The 21,851-nt window shown below is 38.9% G+C and carries 17 protein-coding genes; 8 read left to right on the top strand and 9 right to left on the bottom strand.

Annotation, left to right across the window (positions count from 1 at the left end):
* Nucleotides 1-17: 17 nt before the first annotated feature.
* From nth to rsxA, 7 genes are read right to left on the bottom strand one after another with little or no spacing between them, the layout of a single operon-like run.
* A complete protein-coding gene (gene nth / locus HSM_RS07975; protein ID WP_011609220.1) occupies nt 18-653 on the bottom strand; it encodes an endonuclease III in 636 nt (211 codons plus the stop codon).
* The gene (locus HSM_RS07970) at nt 650-1,366 is read right to left on the bottom strand and encodes an electron transport complex subunit E (RefSeq protein ID WP_012340688.1); all 717 of its coding nucleotides are present in this window, start codon (nt 1,364-1,366) and stop codon (nt 650-652) included. The genes nth and HSM_RS07970 overlap by 4 nt, the downstream gene beginning before the upstream one ends.
* The gene (gene rsxG, locus HSM_RS07965) at nt 1,363-1,986 is read right to left on the bottom strand and encodes an electron transport complex subunit RsxG (RefSeq protein WP_012340687.1); all 624 of its coding nucleotides are present in this window, start codon (nt 1,984-1,986) and stop codon (nt 1,363-1,365) included. The genes HSM_RS07970 and rsxG overlap by 4 nt, the downstream gene beginning before the upstream one ends.
* Nucleotides 1,983-3,074 (bottom strand): electron transport complex subunit RsxD, encoded by a 1,092-nt coding sequence (gene rsxD / locus HSM_RS07960; protein ID WP_012340686.1) that lies wholly within the window; start codon nt 3,072-3,074, stop codon nt 1,983-1,985. Before rsxD ends, rsxG begins: the two co-directional genes overlap by 4 nt.
* Nucleotides 3,075-3,090: 16 nt before the next feature.
* Nucleotides 3,091-5,211, bottom strand: a complete 2,121-nt coding sequence (gene rsxC, locus HSM_RS07955) for an electron transport complex subunit RsxC (protein ID WP_012340685.1) — start codon at nt 5,209-5,211, stop codon at nt 3,091-3,093.
* A gap of 3 nt (nt 5,212-5,214) precedes the next feature.
* Entirely contained in the window at nt 5,215-5,805 is a 591-nt protein-coding gene (gene rsxB / locus HSM_RS07950; protein WP_012340684.1) for an electron transport complex subunit RsxB, read from the bottom strand.
* A gap of 3 nt (nt 5,806-5,808) precedes the next feature.
* Entirely contained in the window at nt 5,809-6,390 is a 582-nt protein-coding gene (rsxA, locus tag HSM_RS07945; RefSeq protein ID WP_012340683.1) for an electron transport complex subunit RsxA, read from the bottom strand.
* A gap of 678 nt (nt 6,391-7,068) precedes the next feature.
* Between rsxA and HSM_RS07940 the strand changes: the two genes are divergently transcribed.
* The gene (locus tag HSM_RS07940; protein WP_012340682.1) at nt 7,069-14,226 is read left to right on the top strand and encodes a YadA-like family protein; all 7,158 of its coding nucleotides are present in this window, start codon (nt 7,069-7,071) and stop codon (nt 14,224-14,226) included.
* A 77-nt stretch (nt 14,227-14,303) separates the two neighbouring features.
* Here HSM_RS07940 and HSM_RS07935 read toward each other — a convergent pair whose 3' ends face one another.
* Entirely contained in the window at nt 14,304-15,191 is an 888-nt protein-coding gene (locus HSM_RS07935; protein ID WP_012340681.1) for a TIGR01777 family oxidoreductase, read from the bottom strand.
* Between the two features lie 21 nt (nt 15,192-15,212).
* Complete coding sequence (argR, locus tag HSM_RS07930; protein ID WP_012340680.1) at nt 15,213-15,680, bottom strand: transcriptional regulator ArgR; 468 nt, start codon at nt 15,678-15,680, stop codon at nt 15,213-15,215.
* A 223-nt stretch (nt 15,681-15,903) separates the two neighbouring features.
* Here argR and mdh point away from each other — a divergent pair, with 223 nt between their 5' ends.
* The 7 genes from mdh (at nt 15,904) to degS (ending at nt 21,779) form a co-directional block, all read left to right on the top strand.
* Entirely contained in the window at nt 15,904-16,839 is a 936-nt protein-coding gene (mdh, locus tag HSM_RS07925; RefSeq protein ID WP_012340678.1) for a malate dehydrogenase, read from the top strand.
* A 136-nt stretch (nt 16,840-16,975) separates the two neighbouring features.
* Nucleotides 16,976-17,902, top strand: a complete 927-nt coding sequence (locus HSM_RS07920; protein ID WP_012340677.1) for a LysR family transcriptional regulator — start codon at nt 16,976-16,978, stop codon at nt 17,900-17,902.
* 7 nt (nt 17,903-17,909) lie between these two features.
* A complete protein-coding gene (locus HSM_RS07915; protein WP_012340676.1) occupies nt 17,910-18,641 on the top strand; it encodes an AzlC family ABC transporter permease in 732 nt (243 codons plus the stop codon).
* Nucleotides 18,642-18,651: 10 nt separating this feature from the next.
* Nucleotides 18,652-18,981 carry a branched-chain amino acid transporter permease gene (locus HSM_RS07910; protein WP_012340675.1) on the top strand — a complete coding sequence of 110 codons (330 nt, stop codon included), beginning with the start codon at nt 18,652-18,654 and terminating at the stop codon, nt 18,979-18,981.
* Nucleotides 18,982-19,130: 149 nt separating this feature from the next.
* The gene (gene nrdR / locus HSM_RS07905; RefSeq protein WP_011609206.1) at nt 19,131-19,580 is read left to right on the top strand and encodes a transcriptional regulator NrdR; all 450 of its coding nucleotides are present in this window, start codon (nt 19,131-19,133) and stop codon (nt 19,578-19,580) included.
* 2 nt (nt 19,581-19,582) lie between these two features.
* Nucleotides 19,583-20,713, top strand: a complete 1,131-nt coding sequence (gene ribD, locus HSM_RS07900) for a bifunctional diaminohydroxyphosphoribosylaminopyrimidine deaminase/5-amino-6-(5-phosphoribosylamino)uracil reductase RibD (RefSeq protein WP_012340674.1) — start codon at nt 19,583-19,585, stop codon at nt 20,711-20,713.
* Between the two features lie 19 nt (nt 20,714-20,732).
* On the top strand, nt 20,733-21,779 hold the full coding sequence (gene degS / locus HSM_RS07895) for an outer membrane-stress sensor serine endopeptidase DegS (RefSeq protein WP_012340673.1): 1,047 nt from the start codon (nt 20,733-20,735) through the stop codon (nt 21,777-21,779).
* Nucleotides 21,780-21,851 lie beyond the last annotated feature (72 nt).

Genomic DNA, 21,851 nt, shown 5'->3' with positions numbered 1-21,851 from the left:
TCTATTTATAATTTATGTTAAATCTCTGTTTTTTCTTTAAATTCACATAAGTCTTCAATAATACAAGAGCCACATCTCGGTTTTCTTGCAATGCAAGTATAGCGACCATGTAAAATTAACCAGTGGTGTACATCCACTTTAAACTCTGATGGTACAACTTTCAATAATTTTTCTTCTACTTTTATAACATCTTTTCCGGGAGCAAATCCCGTACGATTAGACACTCGGAAAATATGTGTGTCAACGGCAATAGTAGGATGACCAAAAGCTGTATTAAGAACAACATTAGCCGTTTTTCTGCCTACACCTGCCAGTGCTTCCAATGCTTCTCGATTTTCCGGAACTTGACCATTGTGCTTTTCAATTAAATCACGGCAAGTTTTAATAATATTTTCAGCTTTACTATTGTATAACCCAATCGTTTTTATATATTTTTTTAACTCATCCAAACCAAGATCTAAAATGGCTTGTGGGGTATTAGCTAAAGGAAAAAGTTTATCCGTTGCTTTATTTACTCCTTTATCTGTTGCTTGTGCAGAGAGAATGACTGCAATAAGTAATTCAAAAGGTGTATTAAAATGCAATTCAGTCGTGGGGTGCGGATTTTGATCACGCAGACGAGTTAATATTTCGATACGTTTTTGTTTATTCATTTTCTGTGATCTATCACGTTTTTTATTGCTAACATAATGCCTAGACCGATAAACGCTCCGGGCGGTAAGATTGCCAGTAAGAAACTATTGTCTAATTGAAATAGGTTCAGTTGTAAACATTTTGCCCAGTCGCCAAATAAATTTTCTATACCAAAAAATAATTTCCCCGTACCGAAAATTTCACGTAATGCACCTAAAATAAACAAACTGAAGGTCATACCAAGTCCCATAGCAAACCCATCAAAAATGGAATGTAAAACGGTATTTTTTGAGGCAAATGCTTCCGCACGCCCAATTACAATGCAATTGGTCACAATCAATGGAATAAAAATACCTAATGCTTGATAAAGGGTGTAAGTATAAGCATTCATGATAAGTTGCACTATCGTTACCGTAGTCGCAATAATCATCACATAAATGGGGATACGGATCTCTTGAGGGATTTGTTTGCGAAACAAAGAAACTACAGTATTGCTACAAATTAAAACGATAATAGTTGCAATGCCTAAACCTAAAGCATTTGTCGCTGAATTTGATACCGCAAGTAAAGGGCAGAGTCCTAATAGCTGAACTAGGGCAGGGTTGTTATGCCAAAATCCTTGTTTAAATAAATTTGCCCATACACTTTCGGTTTTAACCTTGTTTACAGTCAAATGAGAGGGTTCAAATTCATCTAAAGTGCGGTGTGTTTCGGGTAGATTTTTTGTACTCATTCTTCATTCTCCACAGCAAGTTTATCAAGTTGTGTTAGAAGTATTATCCCAGAAGTTTTAACTTGATTTACAACAGCACGAGGTGTAATGGTAGCACCGGTAAATTGATCGAATTGACCGCCGTCTTTTTTGACTGCCCAATCGTTTAAATTGTTTGGCTGTAACATTTTATGGGCAAAATTCAGGACCCAATCGGAAATTCGTAATTCAATTTTATCGCCTAGACCGGGGGTTTCTTGATGTTCCGTAATTCGAACGCCCAGCACTTCGCCTTGTCGTGTAATTGCGACCAACATTTTTATATTGCCGGAGTAGCCGTCCGGTGCGATAGTTTCATAAGCGTAAGCACTAATTTGCTGATTTTTTTTTGCTGTACAAAGTTTATTAATACGATATTCTTTTGCCAAAGAAGATGAGAGCATTTTGCAATCGGCTAACAGATCATTGTCATAATAATCTGGAGGCATTACTTCAGCTAACAGCATTTTCTCTTGCTTAGCGATTGCAAAAGCAATTTTATCTTTCGTAAGCCAATATACGGCAACGGAAAGTGCGGTACAAATAAAGGCGACTGTTCCCAACAATATGCCATATTTTCTACTTATTTGTGTAACGCTCATTGTTTGATTCCTTTTTTGTTATGGCCTATAACACGTGGACGAGTGTAATGATCAATTAGCGGCACGCAAATATTCGCCAGTAAAATAGCAAAAGCAACGCCATCAGGATAATTTCCCCAAAAACGAATTAAGCAGATTAATAATCCGACTAAAGCACCGAAAATGAGTTTTCCTCTCGGTGTAATGGAGGCGGTAACAGGATCTGTGGCAATAAAGAATGCACCGAACATTGTAGCACCGCTGACTAAATGCCAAATGGGATTTGGTGTGACTGGGGAAAATAACCAGTTCAACAATGCAAAACTAAAAATTGTTGCTAAAAGTGCGGTTGGAATTTGCCAATGAATAATTTTTTTCCAAATTAGGAAGATACCCCCTAGAAAAAAGAGTAAATTTATTTGTGTCCAGCCCATTCCTTCAACAATATCCCTTTTGCCCAATGGTAGAACTGAACTGAAAATAGGTGATGAGCTGACTTCGTGTAATGAAGATAAATTGTTCCGCATCGCTGTTTTAACTGTGTCTAATGGCGTTGCTTGGCTCATACCGTCAATAGCCAATATTAATTGGCTTAAATTAAAACCATCAGTGGTAACACCTTGGAAAATGAGTTTATACGCATCGGCAAAATGAGGTGGTTCGTTAAGCAGTTGAATTGGAGGTAACCAAGTTGTCATTTGTAGGGGAAATGAAATAAGCAAAATGACATAGCCAACCATTGCTGGATTAAATAAATTTTGTCCTAATCCGCCGTAAACATGTTTACCTAAAATTACAGCACAACAGGTACCGATAATAATAACCCAATAGGGGGCATAAGGCGGAATGGCAACTGCGAGAATAAGTGCGGTCAAAACAACGCTAAAATCACCAATATAAAAAAATTTTGGTTTTTTACGCAATAAGGTTACAACAAACTCGAGGGATAACGCCGTACTTATTGCCAACAGTGATTGGATTAAAACGCCAAATCCGAAGTAATATACTTGCCCTGCGATTGCCGGTAACATTGCCACAATCACCCATAACATTATGCGGGCTGTCAATTTCCCCGAATGAGTATGTGGGGAGCTAATCATTTTAAACATGTAAAATCTCTTTGTTTCATTTATTGGTAACTTCAATTTGTTTTTTTGCTAATTGCTTTGCTTTAGCACGAGCAATAGCAGCGGCAACAGCGGCTTTTTTCGGATCTATGTCAGATTGCACCGCACTTTTTTCTGTATTTTGTATTGTAGTATCAGGCTCCAAAATACTATTTGCATTAATTTGTGAAGCCTGTTTTTTTGCTTTAGCACGAGCAATAGCAGCGGCAACAGCGGCTTTTTTCGGATCTACGCCAGATTGCACCGCACTTTTTTCTGTATTTTGTGTTGTAGTATCAGGCTCCGAAATACTATTTGCAGTAATTTGTGAAGCCTGTTTTTTTGCTTTAGCACGAGCAATAGCAGCAGCAACAGCGGCTTTTTTCGGATCTACGCCAGATTGTACCGCACTTTTTTCTGTATTTTTCTCCGAATTTTGTACAACAGTTTCAATTTCTTGAATGCTGTTTGAATTGGTTTGCTGACGAGCCAAACGACGTGCTTTACGTTGCTCTATGATGTCGCTGTTATCAGGCAATATTTCGCCTTTAATATTTATAAACGTTTTCTGTTCTTGGTTGTGTTCACGTGTTTCGATTGATTTCTTCGCTTTTAAGCGTTCAAGTGCGGCTTGAACTGGATCAATTCCTTTTTGTTGTGCCATTTCTGCACGGCGGTTTTCTGCCGCTTTATTAACCCTTGCTCTGCGTTCTTGTTCTTCTTTTTCTAAGCGAGCTTGACGAGCCTCAAAACGAATTTTGGCTTCTTCTGATTTTTGTGCCTTTTCTTTAATTTCCCAAATTTTTGCTTTTTCTTGGCGGAAATATTGAATGAGAGGAATATGACTCGGACAAACATAAGCACATAAACCACATTCAATACACTCTTTTAGGGCGTATTCTTCGGACTTTTTATGATCCTCTGCTCTGGCAAACCAATACAGTTGTTGAGGCATTAAATGTACAGGGCAGGCATCAGAGCAAGCAGAGCAACGAATACAAGATTGTTCCGTTGCCGGCGGTTCATATTCAAAATGATCCGGTGCCAGCAAGCAGTTAGTCGCTTTAGTTACAGGGGCATATAAATTCGGTAAGATGAATCCCATCATAGGCCCACCCATAAAAACAGGGAAACGTGAATCATATTGATAGGCGACTTGTGTTAGTACATGGGAGATTGGCGTTCCCAAAGGAACCCAAAAATTCCCTTTTTGTGCAATTTTATCTCCGGTTAAGGTAACTACTCGTTCAATTAAAGGTTCATCATTAATAATGGCACGTTTTATGGCAAAAGCTGTTCCTACATTGTGCATTAAAATACCAATACTGGAAGAGCGTTGTCCGCTTGCTACCTCAAATCCTGTTAGAATTTGGATAAGTTGCTTTGCTGCACCGGAAGGATATTTAGTTGGAATAACACGAATATCAATATCATCAGCACCATGCAAACTTTGTCGCAATACTGCGATAGCTTCCGGTTTATTATCTTCAATTGCAATCACCGCTTTTTCAGGGCGTAAGATATAGCGAAGAATACGTATACCCTCAATAATCTCTTCGCTGTAGTCACGCATTAGGCGATCATCACAAGTGATATAAGGCTCACATTCTGCACCATTAATAATTAATAGTTTAACTTTATTGTTTGCTGATCGAATTTTGGCGGCGGTTGGAAAAACCGCACCGCCTAATCCTGCAATACCCGCTTGGTAAATTTTATCAATTAGTTGTTCTCGGCTAAGAGTTAGATAGTCCTCTATCGGTTGGCGATTTCGCCATTGTTCCAATCCATCGGCTTCAATTTCAATACTTAATTCGCACAGACCTGAGGGATGTGCGGCAACATAGGGGGCAATATTTTTGATAATACCTGATGTGGGGGCATGAACAGGCAATGCATTTAAACCCGAGCCAAGCGTTAAGGCTTGACCTTTTAAGACTCTATCTCCTACCTTAACCAAAATATTACCCGCACTTCCGGCATGTTGCTTGACCGGAACATAAAATGTATTGGCTAAAGGCAAGTTTTTTATAGGGTTTTGATTGGATTGAGATTTCATTTCCGGAGGATGACTTCCTCCGTAAAAATCCCATAACTTACCTGAATTGTAATTGGTTAAAATATCTATATGTTGTGTCATTCCCTATTCTCCTACAACGATTTTCTTTTGTGCTGAAGTAGTATCAACGATGGGAATAACTAACTTAGGATCGAACTTCCAATCCCAGTTATCAATATGTTGTTTGACGTTGATCATTGAAATACAATCTGTTGGGCAAGGTGCAACACAAAGTTCACAGCCAGTACAAAGATCGGCAATAATGGTGTGCATTGCTTTATTTGTACCAATGATGGCATCAACAGGGCAGGCTTGAATACATTTTGTACAACCGATACACATTTCCTCATTAATGAATGCTACTTTAGGGATCGGATCTTGCTCAAAGTTACCGCTAGGTGCTTCTATGCCTAATAAATCTGCTATTTTGATGACTAATGGTTGCCCACCGGGTACACACTTAGTGATTTCATCTCCATTCGCAATAGCTTGAGCATAAGGTTTGCAACCGGGATAACCGCATTGAGCACATTGACTTTGTGGCAATAAAGCATCAATTTTTTCCACAATAGGATCGCCTTCAACTTTTAATTTAATTGAGGCAAAACCTAAAATTGCCCCAAAAAGAGCGGCAAGTAAAACGATAATCAGCAGAACATAATGTAATGTTGCCATTGCTTAAACTCTCACTAAACCGGAAAAGCCCATAAAAGCAAGAGACATCAATCCTGCGGTAATTAACGCAATAGAGGCTCCTCGAAAGGGAAGTGGAATATCTGCCGCAGTAAGGCGTTCACGCAAAGCGGCAAACAGAACAAGAACAAGAGAAAAGCCAAGTGAAGCGGAAAATCCATAAATGACGGATTGAGTTAAGTTATGGGCTAAGTTTATATTGAGGAGTGCAACACCGAGAACTGCACAATTAGTAGTAATTAAAGGGAGAAAAATACCTAGTAAACGATAAAGTGTTGGGCTCGTTTTATGAATGACCATTTCAGTAAATTGTACGACAACAGCGATAACAAGAATAAAAATCAAGGTGCGTAAGAAATTTGCATGGAGTGGAGTGAGTAAATAACGCTCAACTAAATAAGCACACAACGAGGCAACAGTAAGTACAAACATTGTCGCTAATCCCATGCCAATCGCAGTTTCAATTTTTTTTGAAACGCCCATAAACGGACAGAGTCCTAAGAATTTAACTAGAACAAAGTTATTAATCAGTGCGGTACTAATAATCAGTAAAATATAATCTATCATAAGTCTTCAATGGATTTTCTAGATCGCACATTATCGCTATTTCTCAGCGTAAGAACAACAGAAAAATGAAATCTCTGTAAAATGCACCGCACTTTTAAGCGTTCAATTTTATCTGATCGAGCCATATAAATGTGAACTCTTACCCAATAGGGAGCTAGGATTTTTCGTTATGCTAAAAAGTGCGGTGATGATTTAATCCTCTTTGAATATCAAACATTTTAATTGTTCGCCTCAATCAAGTTAGGATAAAAAGTAAAAAAATCATTTCTTTCTATAAAAATTTAGGATAGGATAGCAAGAATTTTTACTTGACAAATAAAATAGAACAGGAAAAATGACAGTCTACAGTCTACAGTCTACAGTCTACAGTCTACAGTCTACAGTCTACAGTCTACAGTCTACAGTCTACAGTCTACAGTCTACAGTCTACAGTCTACAGTCTACAGTCTAGGCTAACGCCTTGTTGCAAGCCCTGCAACCTATTTTTTATATTATTAACCTTTAAAAATATCCCCATTTTCCCTTTTCAACCCCTCGGCGAAAATATCATTCGTCTTTTTTTGCTATGCCTTAAAAAGCAAAGCAATTTTCCGCTTAGGTTTATAACCGCTCTATAAATATAAAAACACAACAAAAACCAAAAAAAACAGATGAATAAACAAATAGTGAGTAAAGAATATGAACAAAATCTTCAAAACCAAATATGATATTACAACAGGTCAATGTAAAGCCGTTTCCGAGTTGGCAAGTAATCGCCAAATAGCGAGCAGTTCGGAGAGTAAGCCGAAGTGCGGTGTGTTTTTCGGTGTTTTCGGGGCGTTTAAACTCGCACCGCTGGCGTTAGCGTTGTCGGTGGTGTTGCCGGTGGAGGTTTTGGGACAAGGTTTTTCCCCCGGTGTTACAGGATTACAAGATGGTGAAGCGAAAGATGTCCAAAACATGATGAAAACGGGGATAAAGGGAGAAGGTTTTATCGATGTAGATGTAGGATCATTTACTTGTAGTAAACAAGGCAATGGAGCAGGAGGGGGATTTGGGGCTTCAAACAATCAAGGAATACACAATTGTTCAAGTAACCCCATCAAAATCAAACTCAAAGACGATATAACCCAAAAAATCACCAAAGCCACGGAGTTAAGTGATTTATTTTCGAGAGGGGGTCAAGAATTAGCCCCTAGTAGTGCAGAGGTGAATGTTGGTTCGGATTCTATACGAATTAGATGGAAAGACGCAGGTGCTGGTGAAAATAAAAACGTTATTAATGTAGGAAGCGGTAGCACCGAAACCCTACTAAAACATGTCGCTGCAGGTAAGGTGCAAAATGGCTCAACCGATGCGGTAAATGGCGGACAATTATATAGCGTGATTGAAGCCTTTGGGAAATTAGGCTCAGAGGTGTTAGGTGCACAAGTTTGGCTTGATGGAGAAAGTGATGGTGGAAAACGTTTCGGAAAATCAACGTTTAGGCCAGTTCAAAGTAATGGATATACAAGAAAAAGTCAAACCACGTTTAGAGAAGCTATTCAAGATACTATTGAAGCCATAAACCAAGGAATGACCTTTAAAGTTGGGGGAAATGGAAGTGGTAGCAGTAACAACAATACTATCAAAAGACAACTCGGACAATCATTGACCTTTAAAGGCGACGATTATCTGACTTTAAGCACTGAAGGTAGTAGTGGTAAGGACACAATTAAGCTTGCCGTCAATGCGACTGATTCAATTAACAGCACATCAGGCGGTAACAGCAACGGCAATGACAAAAAATTAACGACTGTAAAAGCAGTTAGAGACTATGTAAATAGTAAAATTACAAGCGGTGGCGGAAGTGGCGGAAGCAGTACTGGTACGCAATCTTTGCATTATTTGTCGGTGAATGATGGTACAAACGGTGCAGGTAGCGGTTCTAGCGGTTCGAGTGGCACAAAAGGCAACTACAATAACGATGGAGCAAAGATGGAGGGTGCTATCGCTATCGGTGTGGGGGCGGAAGCGACCGAAAAATATGCCATCGCCCTTGGGTACGAAGCGAAATCAAAAGCTGAACAAGCGATTGTAATTGGTAAGGACTTGAATGTTGATGTAAAACATTCCGTGTTGTTAGGCTCAGGTATTACGGTTACACAAGGCAGTAAAGAAAAACAAGATGCTGTTGTCGCTGTTGGTAACGGCGTTACATTCAACAATGCAAAAGGCTCAATCGCTATCAGTGCGGTTAATGAAGGAGATGGTTCTGACCATACAAAATTAGATAATGCCGAATGGTCATTAGCCATCGGTAATAAAACCAAAATCAACAGCGGTACAGATATCGTGGCGTTGGGGAATAATATTAACGTAAATAAAGCGAATGGTGGCGATGAAAAGAGTGCAAACAGTGGTTTAGTGATTATTGGTAATAAGGCAAACGCTGAAAATGCTAAATATTCTGTGGTGATTGGTCAAGATGCAAAATCTCAAGCACAAAGTGCGGTGGTACTCGGTAAAGGTGCGAATGTTCAAGCAAGTGCAACAGGTGCGGTAGCGATTGGGGAGGGTGCGTCTGTATCCACCGCCGCTGGCGATTCTATTGCGTTGGGGAGAAATTCTAAGGCGACCACTAGAAAGCTAGCACCAACCGGTCTTACATCTACTACTGGAGCTAATGATATAACAATTTCTTGGAGTAGTGCCGGAGCAGGAGCTAATAAGTCCGTTTTAAGTATTGGGGACAGCGGTAAGGAACGAATAATAACGAATGTTGCCGCCGGAACAGTGCAATCAGGTTCAACCGATGCTATCAATGGCGGGCAACTTTATAGCGTAATTGATGTATTTGCTAATTTAGGGATAAATGTACTCGGTGCCGAAAAAGCGGATACTGGAACAGATGGTTTTAAAAAGACTACTTTTAAAGCTGTTTCATATAATGGAAATGAAACTAATGCTAGGAAGTCTACTTTTAGAGAAGCAATTGAAGATACCATCACAGCGATAAACAAAGGACTTAAATTTGCTGGAGATACTGGCGGAGAACAATCTCTAAAATTAGGAGACACTTTAAATATTAAAGGAAAAGAAGATAGTTCAAATGGCAACCATAAAAATATTACCACTACGTCTTCTGGAAGTAATTTAACAATAGCACTTAGCGATACCTTAAAAGGTATTAACAGCGTAGGAAAAGATAATAATAACATTCTATCATTTAGTAATGGGTCAAATAGTACATCAACTGCCACGTTAAAAGTCGGTGGGACTGATTTAACATTTACACAAACCGGAACTAATGGAAATAGTAAAGTCAAAATTTCAGGCGTTGCTGATGGCTCAGATCAAAACGATGCCGTAAACTTTAAACAACTTGAAGCGGCGAAATTGCATTATATTTCGGTAAGAAATGACACCGCCGCTTCCGGCACAACAAGTAACAGAAACGACAATTTTGATAACGACGGAGCAAAAGCCCAAAATTCTATTGCGATTGGTCATAGTGCAAAAGTAGAAAATGGTAATTCACACGATTCCGTTGCTATCGGTTATCAATCAAATGTAACAAATGCCAAATGGTCAACTGCTGTAGGTGCAGAAACTCAGGTTAAATCAATTCAATCTTTAGCGTTGGGGTATCAAGCAAAAGTATTGGAAAATAGCGATGCTTCAATAGCGATAGGTGTATCAGGAGAAACAAAAATAATCAATTCTAAATGGTCAACCGCATTAGGAAACAAAATAGCCATAACAGGTTCCGATAATAACATTCTTGCATTGGGAAGTAATATTAGTGTAGGAACTAACAATGCAAATTTAATCATAATAGGAAATGGTGAGAACGGCGGAAGTAATGGCACAATAACAAACGCCAAAAATTCAGTGATTATCGGTAAACATGCAATTTCTCAAGCTGAAAGTGCGGTGGTGATTGGTAAAGATGCAACTGTTCAAGCAAGTGCCATAGGTGCGGTAGCGATTGGGGAGGGTGCGTCTGTATCCACTAATGCAGGGGATTCGATTGCTTTAGGTAAAGGTTCTAAGGCAGAAGATAAGAAACAAGCATTTAAAACACAAGAGTTAAGTGTTAATGGCAGTTATAGCCTATTATTTAAATGGGAAAATGCTGGAACATCTGCATCCGATTCTGATAAAAAATCCGTGCTAAGTATAGGGGATATGGGACGTGAAAGAGTTATTAGACATGTTGCTGCGGGTGAAATTAGGGACGGTTCCACAGATGCGATCAACGGTGGGCAATTAAAAGGCGTTATCGATGTATTCGGCTATTTAGGAACCGACGTATTAGGTGCAGAAAAAGCCGAAACTAACAAAGCCGGTTTTAAACAAACTACGTTTACTAAGTTGAAAGATAAAAACGGAGCTGAGACAAATCCAGCTTCAACAACATTTAAAGACGCTATTACCAAAAACATTGAGAAAATCAACGAGGGCTTAAAATTCAAAGTCGAAAACGGCACAAGTGCGGGCGGTTCTGCTGGAAATTCAACTGAAATGACCCGTCAACTCGGAGCGACGGTTACCTTTAAAGGCGGAAAACACCTCAAAGCAACGATTGATAGCTCAAAAGGCGAAATTTCCTTTGAAGCGGAGTCAACCGACACAATTAATGATACTCAACAAAATAGTGGGGGAAGTTCAGGTAGTTCAAGCAACAAACTTGTAACTGAAACTGCGGTGAAAACCTACATAACCCAAAAACTCCAAAATGTTGGTGGTACGTTGCAACTAGAGGGGGATAACACCCAAAACGGAAGCACCCCTGCCAACCCTGTTGGTAAAGTTGAGTTAAATAAACACAAACTAAAAATAACAGGTGAAAGTGATTTCATCAAAACAGAAGTTACACAAGACAAACCAACCGTAACCATCAAACTTGCCGACCAAGTGAAGAAAAAATTGGAAGTGATTACTGTTAATGGCAACGGCGATAATTCCTTTGCGTTGGGTAAAGGTTCTGAAATTGTTAAGAAAAAGACCGCACCTAGTGGAACTACACAAAACACAGGACAAAGTGAAGTAACAATCAGCTGGAAAAACGCCGGTGCTTCTGCTGATACAATGGAAGGCAATAAAAAAGAAGTCGTCAGCGTTGGTTCTACAGGCTCAGAACGCATTATCACCCATGTCGCCGCAGGTGAAGTAAGGGACGGTTCAACTGATGCAATTAACGGCGGACAGCTTTACAACGTTATTCAAGTATTCGGAAAACTGGGTACGGAAGTATTGGGTGCAGAGAAAAATGATAGAGGAGATGGCTTTAAGAAAACTACATTTACTGCATTGAAAGATACAAGTGGTGGAAATCAAGCGACTAAAGACACATTTAAAGATGCAATTAATGCCAATATCTCCAAAATCAACGAGGGGCTAAAATTTGCAGTGGAAACTGGTGGTGGAGCTCAATCATCAATGGCGAGTGGAAACGGTCCTTTAACCCGTCAACTTGGCTCAACGCTAACGTTTGGTGGGGATAGTTACCTTACGCCTAGCCTTGATAACAGCGGTGGTAAAATTACCTTTAAGCTCAAAGTGGCTACTTCTATTAGTGATACAAATTCAGGCAGTACAACTGACCAAAACGACAATAAACTGGTTACCGCAAGTGCGGTTAAAGAATACTTGAAAAATCAATTGAATTCATTAACGCTAAAAATTGAAGCTGATAATTCCAATACCGCACAAGCACAAGCCGGTGGACAAGCTCAAAGTGCGGCTCCAAGTACGCCGTCTTCTAGCGGACAATCTCAATCCTCAAACGGAAAAGTCCAAGGTGCTGTTAAAATTCAAAGTCAAGCCTTGCAGGTTTTGGGAACAACAGATGAGATTGAAACGAAAGTTGAAGATAAGCAACAAAAAGTTACTATCAAACTTGCTGACCAAGTAAAGAAAAAGCTAGATGTAATTACAGTTAATGGTAAAGACGGCGATAATTCCTTTGCGTTAGGCGATGGTTCTCAAATCGTGAATAAAAAGACCGCACCTAGTGGAACAATACAAAATGTAGGTGGAAATGATATAAAAATCAGCTGGTCAGCAGGTGTTGGGGCTAATAAAGAAGTCATCAGCGTGGGTAAGAAAGATGCTGAACGCATTATTACTTATGTCGCCGCCGGTGAAGTCAAAGATACCTCAACTGATGCCGTCAATGGTGGACAGCTTTACAATGTTATTCAGGTATTCGGTAAACTCGGTACGGACGTATTAGGGGCGGAGAAAGATGATAGCGGTGATGGTTTTAAGAAAACTACGTTTACCGCATTAAACAAAGAAGATGGCACTAAAAATAAGGCTACCACGACATTTAAAGAAGCCATTGATGAAAGCATTAAAACCATTAACAAAGGTTTAATTTTTGAGGTGGACGATGGTACTACAACAACAGCAACTACGACCGCACCTCAAACCGGCGGTACATCAACCAACAAAATGACCCGTCAGCTTGGGGCTACGATTAAATTTAAAGGCGATGACTATATCAAACCGAGTATTGATGCCGACACCGGAACAATTTCCTTCAAAATAGAGGCAACTGAAGAAATTAAGGAAAATGGAAGTGCGGACGGTTCTAGCGGAAATTCTAGTGCTGAGGACAAAAAACTTACTACAGCTAAGGCGGTGAAAGACTTTGTAAACAGCAAAATCAAGACCATCACCGACCAACAGACAGAAGCGGATAAAATAGCGGTGAAATATGATGATGAACATAAAAAATCAATCACTTTAGGCGGTAAACCTCAAAATGGAGGTAAGGCTCATGACCCTGTTGCCATCAAAAATCTAAAATCCGCCTTGGGAATTGATAATGATAGTATGAAAGGTAAGTCTGAATCTGAAAAACAAGGTAAATCCCTTGATCTAGTGAAAAAACTGGTTTCCAACGGCATAAGTAGCCAGCAAGGGCAAAAAATGACTGAGCAACAAGATCTGCATCAAGCCGCCAATCTCGCTGACTTAAAAGCGGTTGCACAAGCTGGGTTGAGATTTAAAGGAAATCAGGGCGATGATGTAGTCAGAAAAATCAGCGATACCTTAACCATTAAAGGGGAAGAGGAAACTCAAAACGGTCAAGCTACAAGTTCATTTAGTAGTGCCGCTGGTAACATTAAGGTAGAAACCAATACAGCCAAAGATGGTTTAGAAATAAAACTGTCGGATACCTTGAAAAATATGAAAGCCTTTGAAACCAAAGAGGAGGGCGGTAAAAAAGCCACGTTAAATAGCGAGGGCTTAAAAGTTGTCAACAACAAAAATGGTAATGGCAAAGACATCTCTGCCACCTATGGTGCGGACAATATCATGTTGGAAGATAAGAAAACTGGCAATAAAGCAACAATAACTGCTGAAAGCCTGACCTTTGCTGACAACGCAACGACACAAAATCAGCAAAATCCAAAAATGCCAAAAGCTGTTCTTAATAAAAACGGCTTAACCGTAACCGGAGCAAACGGTGAAATTAAGATTGATGGTGAAAAAGGTATTATTACCGTGCCGGATATTAAACCAACAACCAGTGGAAGTGCGGTGGTGAATAAAAAATATGTGGATACTTTACAAAGACAAACCGACCAAAAACTCAGCAATCTCAACAATAAACTGGATATGTCCAATAAAGAATTGCGAGCGGGGATTGCGGGTGCTTTGGCAACTTCAGGTTTGCCGATGTCTTCTGTGCCGGGTAAATCCATGTTTGCTGCTTCGGCAGGTTCCTATAAAGGACAAAGTGCGGTGGCGTTAGGTTATTCACGAGTAAGTGATAATGGTAAAATAACGCTACGATTGCAAGGTACTCGCAGTTCAACGGGCGATGTCGGCGGTTCGGTTGGTGTGGGGTATCAGTGGTAATTTAGCCAACTTGCTACACCCTAAGAAAAAACCACCGCACTAATTAAGTGCGGTGGTTTTTTTGTAAATAACATGTCCTATTTCTTTATCGAATGTAAAAAATCGCTGAATGTCGGTGTGCTAAAATGAAATCCGGCTTCCAATAATTTTTGTGGAATAACATTTTGACTGTCTAATAAAAGGGTCGCTCGTTCACCTAACAATAAATTAAGTAAAAATTTAGGAACTATTGTGAAATAAGGACGTTTTAGCCATGCACCTAATTGGCAATTGAAATCTTTATTTTGAATAGGTTTTGGTGCAACGAGATTAAACGCACCTTCGCATTGTGCATTTTCCAACAAGAACAGAATAGCTTGTAACATATCTTGTAAGCTAATCCAAGCCCAGAATTGTTTGCCGGTACCGAGTTTTCCTCCAAGTCCATAACGATAAATTGGTAGAATTTTTGTTAATGCACCGCCTTTTTCGGAAAACACCATTCCAGTGCGTAATAAACACACTCTGCTGTTGGCTTGTAAAGCAATATTTTCCCATTGTTGACACAATTGAGCGGTAAATTGATTTCCGCTCAGAGATTCTTCAGTAATGAGATTATTTCCTTGATCGCCATAATAACCTGTTGCGGAAGCGGAAATGAAACAATGTGGAGGTTTGTTACTGTTATTAATAAGTGCGGTTAAATTTTCCGTTAAATTAAGGCGACTATTAATGAGTTCGGTTTTATAGCCGGCTGTCCAATATTGGGCAAAAATCGGGGCTCCGGCAAGATTGATAACGCCATCAAAATCATTGAAATTCTCATAATGAGACAGTGCTTTGACCAACTGAACTTGATTGGGTAGCTGATGACGAGCTTTCTCCATATTCCTAACTAGAGCGGTAATTTGATATTCTTTTTCCAGTAAGAGAGGGATTAAGTTTGAGCCAATCAATCCGGTGGCACCTGTGATGAATATTTTCATCTTATGTTCCTCATCACAATCCTATAAAGAACTTTCGAATAATTTTTGGATATTAGTAATTAAAATCTGAATATCATTTCCTGTGGTGGGGGTAACGAAAATAGTATCATCTCCTGCAATTGTGCCTAAAATTCCCTCAGATTTGCCAACCGAATCCAGTAATCTTGCGATGAGTTGTGCCGCACCAGGACTGGTTTTGATAACAATTAATGTTTCGTTATGATCTACATCTAACACGAGATTTTTCAATGGGCTACCGGTATTAGGTACACTCAATTCATTAGGAAGACAATATACCATTTCCATACGAGTATTTCGTGTTCTCACTGCTCCAAATTTTGTTAACATTCTGGAGACTTTTGATTGGTTGACATGAGTAAATCCCATTTGTTGTAAAGCACTAACAATTTCGCTTTGGGAACCAAAGCTTTCTTGGGAAAGTAGCTCTTTAAAAGCGTTGACTAGGCTATCTGCTTTTTCATTGATCATTATGTATTCTCTCTTAAATCGACGTTGGGGAATGCTGCATAAAAATGCAAAATAGGTAGATAATTTTTATATTTATATTCTTAGTTTTCAACATTTAAAAATAATTTTTGTTAAAAATTTGAGGTAGATCGCACAATTTAATTTCTTTGTTTGAAATAAGAACTTGATCATTTTAAAATTTGTGCGGTTCAATTTGTAACTGTATGAGTATAAGGAGGTTCTTATGAAAATAGCTGTTTTAGGTGCGGCTGGGGGTATTGGTCAAGCATTGGCTCTGTTATTAAAACTACAATTACCTGCGGGTTCAGAATTATCATTATATGATATTGCACCTGTTACACCGGGTGTTGCTGCTGATGTAAGCCATATTCCAACAGCGGTGAAGATACAAGGTTTTGCAGGGGAAGATCCAATTCCCGCTTTAGAAAACGCTGATGTTGTACTAATTTCTGCCGGTGTTGCTCGTAAACCGGGAATGGATCGTTCAGATTTATTTAATATTAATGCAGGTATTGTGAAAAATTTAATTGAAAAAGTCGCTAAAACTTGTCCTAAAGCCTGTGTGGGTATTATTACCAATCCGGTTAATACAACAGTAGCAATTGCTGCTGAAGTACTGAAAAAAGCGGGCGTTTATGATAAACGTAAATTATTTGGGGTAACAACATTAGATGTATTACGTTCTGAAACTTTTGTTGCTGAATTGAAAGGACTCAATGTTTCACGCATTGCGGTACCGGTAATTGGCGGACATTCCGGTGTGACGATTCTTCCATTGTTATCCCAAGTGCAATATACCGAATGGAAAGAGGACGAAATAGCACCATTAACAAAACGTATTCAAAATGCCGGTACTGAGGTTGTTGAAGCGAAAGCGGGTGGCGGTTCTGCTACACTTTCAATGGCTCAAGCAGCAGCACGTTTTGCTCTCTCACTGGTACAGGGGCTAAGTGGTGAAACTGTTGTGGAATGTACGTATGTTGAAGGTGATGGTAAATATGCTCGTTTCTTTGCACAACCTGTTCGCTTAGGAAAAGAAGGGGTAGAGGAAATTTTACCGGTGGGTACCTTAAGTGCATTTGAACAAAAAGCCTTAGAAGATATGTTGCCAACTTTACGAGCTGATATTGAATTAGGCGAAAAATTTGTCAATAACTAACCGCACTTAGTGTGGAGAGGGTAAAGATCGGTTTTACCTTGATGTAGTTGACTAAGGGTCAAAGAGGAGAAAGCCTTTTTGATCCTTTTATTTTGCTGTACAATACGGCAAATTGTTTTTTGTTATCAAAATCTTCATGAAACCTATTTTTCTTGAATTGCGTCATTTAAAAACGCTCATTGCGTTAAAAGAAACTGGGAGTGTTTCTTTGGCAGCAAAGAGAGTTTATTTAACTCAATCGGCACTTTCGCATCAAATTAAATTATTGGAAGAACAATATCAATTACCTTTATTTGAGCGGAAAAGTCATCCTTTGCGGTTTACAGCGGCAGGAGAGCGGTTGATCAAATTAGCCAATGAAATTTTGCCTAAGGTCATGGAGACTGAACGAGCTTTATCGAGAATTAAACAAGGAGAGGCGGGCGAGTTAAAAATAGCTGTAGAATGTCATACTTGTTTTGATTGGCTGATGCCTGCCATGGATAATTTTCGTCAACATTGGCCTTTAGTTGAACTTGATATTGTGTCTGGATTCCATACAGATGCTATTGGTTTATTGCTGAGTCATCGAGCCGATTGGGCGGTAGTATCAGAAATTGAAGAAACGCCGGGTATTATTCATAAGCCCTTGTTTTCCTATGAAATGGTTGGTTTGTGTGCAAAGGATCATCCTTTGGCGAGGAAAGAGGTTTGGCAAGCAGAAGATTTTGTTGAGCAAACCTTGATAACTTACCCTGTGCCTGATGATATGCTCGATCTTCTACGTAAGGTTTTACATCCTAAAGGCATCAATCCTTCTCGACGTACAAGTGAATTAACCATTGCTATTATTCAACTTGTAGCAAGTAAACGTGGTGTGGCGACATTGCCGTTTTGGGCAGTAAAACCTTATTTGGATAGAGGCTATGTTGTGGCAAGAAAAATTACTGATGAAGGGTTATATAGTGATCTCTATGGTGCTTTCCGAGAAACGGATAATGATATTGCCTTTATTGATGATTTCTATGAGATTATTAAATCTCAACGTTTTTCTACCTTGCATGGATTGTCTATTTTAGAATAGTTATTGTATGTCAGATCTTAATCAATCAAAAACCGTATGGAATGCGGCAAAAGTAGCCTTGCCTCATTCTTTTCCTATTCTTGCCGGATTCATGTTTTTAGGCATAGCCTATGGGGTATATATGAAAGTGCAAGGATTTGCAACTTGGTATCCTATTTTAATGGCAACCTTAATTTATGCCGGTTCGGTAGAATTTATTGTTGCAGGAGCATTAGTTAGTACTTTTTCTCCTTGGCACGTTTTATTAATCACATTAATGGTCAGTGGGCGGCAGATTTTTTACGCCATCTCAATGCTGGAGAAATACAGCGGAGATTTGGGTAAAAAACGGTGGTATTTGATTGCCACATTAGTTGACGAAGCTTTTTCTTTAAACTATATGGCAAAAATTCCTCATAATATAGATAGAGGCTGGTTTTTCTTTTTTGTCAGTTTATATTTACATTGCTATTGGATCATTGGTGCTGCTTTAGGTACGCTATTCGGTTCTATTTTGCCTTTTGATCTCGCCGGTGTTGAATTTGCAATGACAGCCTTATTTTTAGTTATTTTTGCTGAAAATTGGTTAAAAGAAAAATCTCATGAAAGTTCATTATTTGGCTTCGGAATCGCATTGATTTCTTTATTAACGGTAGGGAAAGAGGGTTTTCTTATTCCAACACTGATTGGCATTTGGTTGTATTTAACATTACGCCGTTCAATATTATCGCAAAAACTGGCGACTAAATTGAATAGATAGGGAGAGATAAGTGACTTTTCATGAACAGTTAATCACTATTGGTATGGGAATTTTAGGTGTACAGCTTTTTCGCTGGTTGCCTTTTTGGATTTTTCCAGCTAATCGCCCTGTACCGGAATATATTCGCTATTTAGGCAAAGTATTACCGGCAGCAATGTTCGGTATGTTGGTAGTATATTGCTATAAAAATATTGATCTGACGACAGGTCATCGTGGTATACCTGATTTCATTGCTGGTATTGTGGTATTAGTACTGCATTTTTGGCAAAAAAACATGTTTTTATCCATTGCAGTCGGTACCGTTTTGTATATGGTTTTGGTACAACATGTTTTTCATTAAACGCTTAAAAGAAAATGAATGTCAAAATTTATTCTAAATCTAAAAGGGAACTCTCATTTCGTTGTTGACTGACATGTAAATATATCGTCAAGTTACGTCTATTTTGCTAAGATAAGCTTTATTTTTTTTTGATTAATTAAGGATTTTTTATGCGATGTCCTTTTTGTGCAATGGAGGAGACAAAGGTGATTGATAGTCGCTTGGTTTCTGATGGTTATCAGGTTCGTCGCCGTAGAGAATGTGGATATTGTCATGAGCGGTTCACGACCTTTGAAAGTGCGGAAGTTATTGTGCCTAAAATTATCAAAAATGATGGCTCACGTGAACCTTTTGATGAAGATAAATTGCGTCGAGGTATTCAACATGCTTTAGAAAAACGACCTGTGAGTTCTGATGATGTAGAGAAAGCAATTAGTCGCATTATTTATCAATTACGAGCAACTGGTGAGCGTGATGTGAAAAGTCAAGATGTTGGGCGTTTAGTGATGGCTGAATTGAAAGAATTGGATAAAGTTGCTTATATTCGTTTTGCCTCGGTTTATTTGAGTTTTGATGATATTAATCAATTTACCAATGAAATTGAAAAATTAAAGGATTAATGATGCAACCAACATTTTCAGCTCAAGATGAATATTTTATGCAGATAGCTTTAGATCTTGCGAAAAAAGGCATATTTACCACAACACCTAATCCTGCTGTGGGCTGTGTTTTAGTCAAAAATGGTGAAATTGTTGGGAGAGGTTTTCATTTTAAAGCGGGGCAACCCCATGCGGAAGTTATGGCATTACGTGATGCCGGTGATAGAGCAAAGGGGGCAACTGCTTATGTGACTTTAGAGCCTTGTTCTCATTTCGGAAGAACGCCTCCTTGTGCACAAGGACTAATTGAAGCAGGTATTCGCAACGTTATTGTGGCAATGAAAGATCCTAATCCGCAAGTTGCAGGCAAAGGGTTAGCTATGTTGCAAGCAGCAGGTATTGAAAGTGCGGTAGGATTATTACAAGAAAAAGCGGAATTATTAAACAAAGGTTTTTTAACACGAATGAGAACACAGAAACCTTTTGTTATCTTGAAAATGGCAATAAGCCTTGACGGTCGAACTGCTATGGCTAATGGCGAGAGTAAATGGATTAGCGGAGAACAGGCACGGCAAGACGTACAGCAAGAGCGGGCTAAAGTTTCTGCAATTTTATCGACAGCTAAGACGGTGTTAGCCGATGATCCCTTGTTAAATCTTCGTTGGGAGCAATTTCCATCGGAATTACAACAAAATTATAAAGTTGAAGATGTGCGTCAACCTGTCAGAATTATTCTTGATCGTCAGCATCTTGTGACACCTCGTCATAAATTATTTCAATGTCAATCTCCCGTTTGGCTGGTGGGTGATAAAGAGCGTGATATGTCAGCGTTTCCTGATTATTGTCAATATATAAAATTATTCCCAAGTAACGAGCATTCTTATTTGGAAAACTTGTTGATTGAATTGGCAAAGCGTCAGATTAATAGTCTTTGGTTAGAAGCGGGAGAAACTTTAGCTGGTGCATTTATTGAGGAAAATTTAGTGAATGAGCTCATTATTTATATGGCACCGAAATTACTGGGTAATAAAGCTCGTGGTTTTTGCCATTTGCCACATTTGAAGCGTTTAGCCGATGCACCAAAGTGGCAATTGTTATCTTTGGCACAAATTGGCGAAGACATTAAGTTGAATTATCAGCGTCACATTTTATGATACTGAGGGCAATCACATAATGATAAAAAAATTAATTCAATCAATAATCACTGGGTTAGCTGCCGCAGCATTGGTGTTACTTATATTGCCTGTTTTCAAAGGAAATGGGTATTTGACAAATGTTTTTTTTATACAAAAAGATATTCTTTCTTATAAAGATGCTGTACGTATTGCTTCACCGGCGGTAGTTAATGTTTATAATCAAGCTTTTGCATTTACAACCAATAATTACCAGCCACAAATTAATAACTTGGGATCCGGCGTTATTATGTCAAAAGATGGTTATATATTGACTAATGAGCATGTTGTTCAAAATGCGGATCAAATTGTGGTGGCATTACAAAATGGACGTATTTTTGAAGCGAAGTTAGTGGGGTCGGATCGCTTGACAGATTTAGCGGTTTTAAAAATTCATGCAGATAATCTGGCAACCATTCCACAAAATCCAAAACGGCAAGCTCATGTCGGTGATGTCGTTTTATCTATTGGGAATCCCTATAACCTAGGTCAAAGTGTGTCGCAAGGTATTATTAGTGCGTTGGGTCGTAATGCTGTTGGCGATTTCATTGGACGACAAAATTTTATTCAAACGGATGCACCTCTTAATCGTGGTAATTCCGGTGGGGCACTCATTAATTCTGCTGGTGAATTGATTGGTATAAGTACGTTAAGTATTGGTAAGAATGCCAACGAAATTGCGGAAGGATTAAATTTTGCCATTCCTATTGAATTAGCTAATGATGTTATGCAAAAAATCATTCGTGATGGTCGAGTTATTCGTGGTTACTTAGGGGTGCAAAGTGATATTCTATTTAGCAATGGAAAGGGGTTAAGAGATAAAGGAATTTTAATTACATCAATATTACAAGGTAGCCCTGCACATAAAGCCGGTATTCAGCCTGGTGATGTGATTGTTAGTTTTGATGGTATTGATGCTGTTTCTCCTGCTCAAATGATGGAAGCGATTAGTAATACTAAACCTAATACCACAATAAATATGGTCATACAGCGTTTAGATAAAACCTTGACTTTACCTGTTGTGATTGAAGAATATAAAGCGAATTAAACTTCATTTAAGTTGATGAGTAAAAATATTTAAAAATAGTTTATCTGATAAATAAAATCCCCGCAGTTTACG

It is taken from the genome of Histophilus somni 2336 (assembly GCF_000019405.1).
Lineage (GTDB): Bacteria > Pseudomonadota > Gammaproteobacteria > Enterobacterales > Pasteurellaceae > Histophilus > Histophilus somni.
The sequence above is the reverse complement of the archived record's forward strand: the minus strand, read 5'-3'. Positions and strand labels throughout refer to the sequence as shown.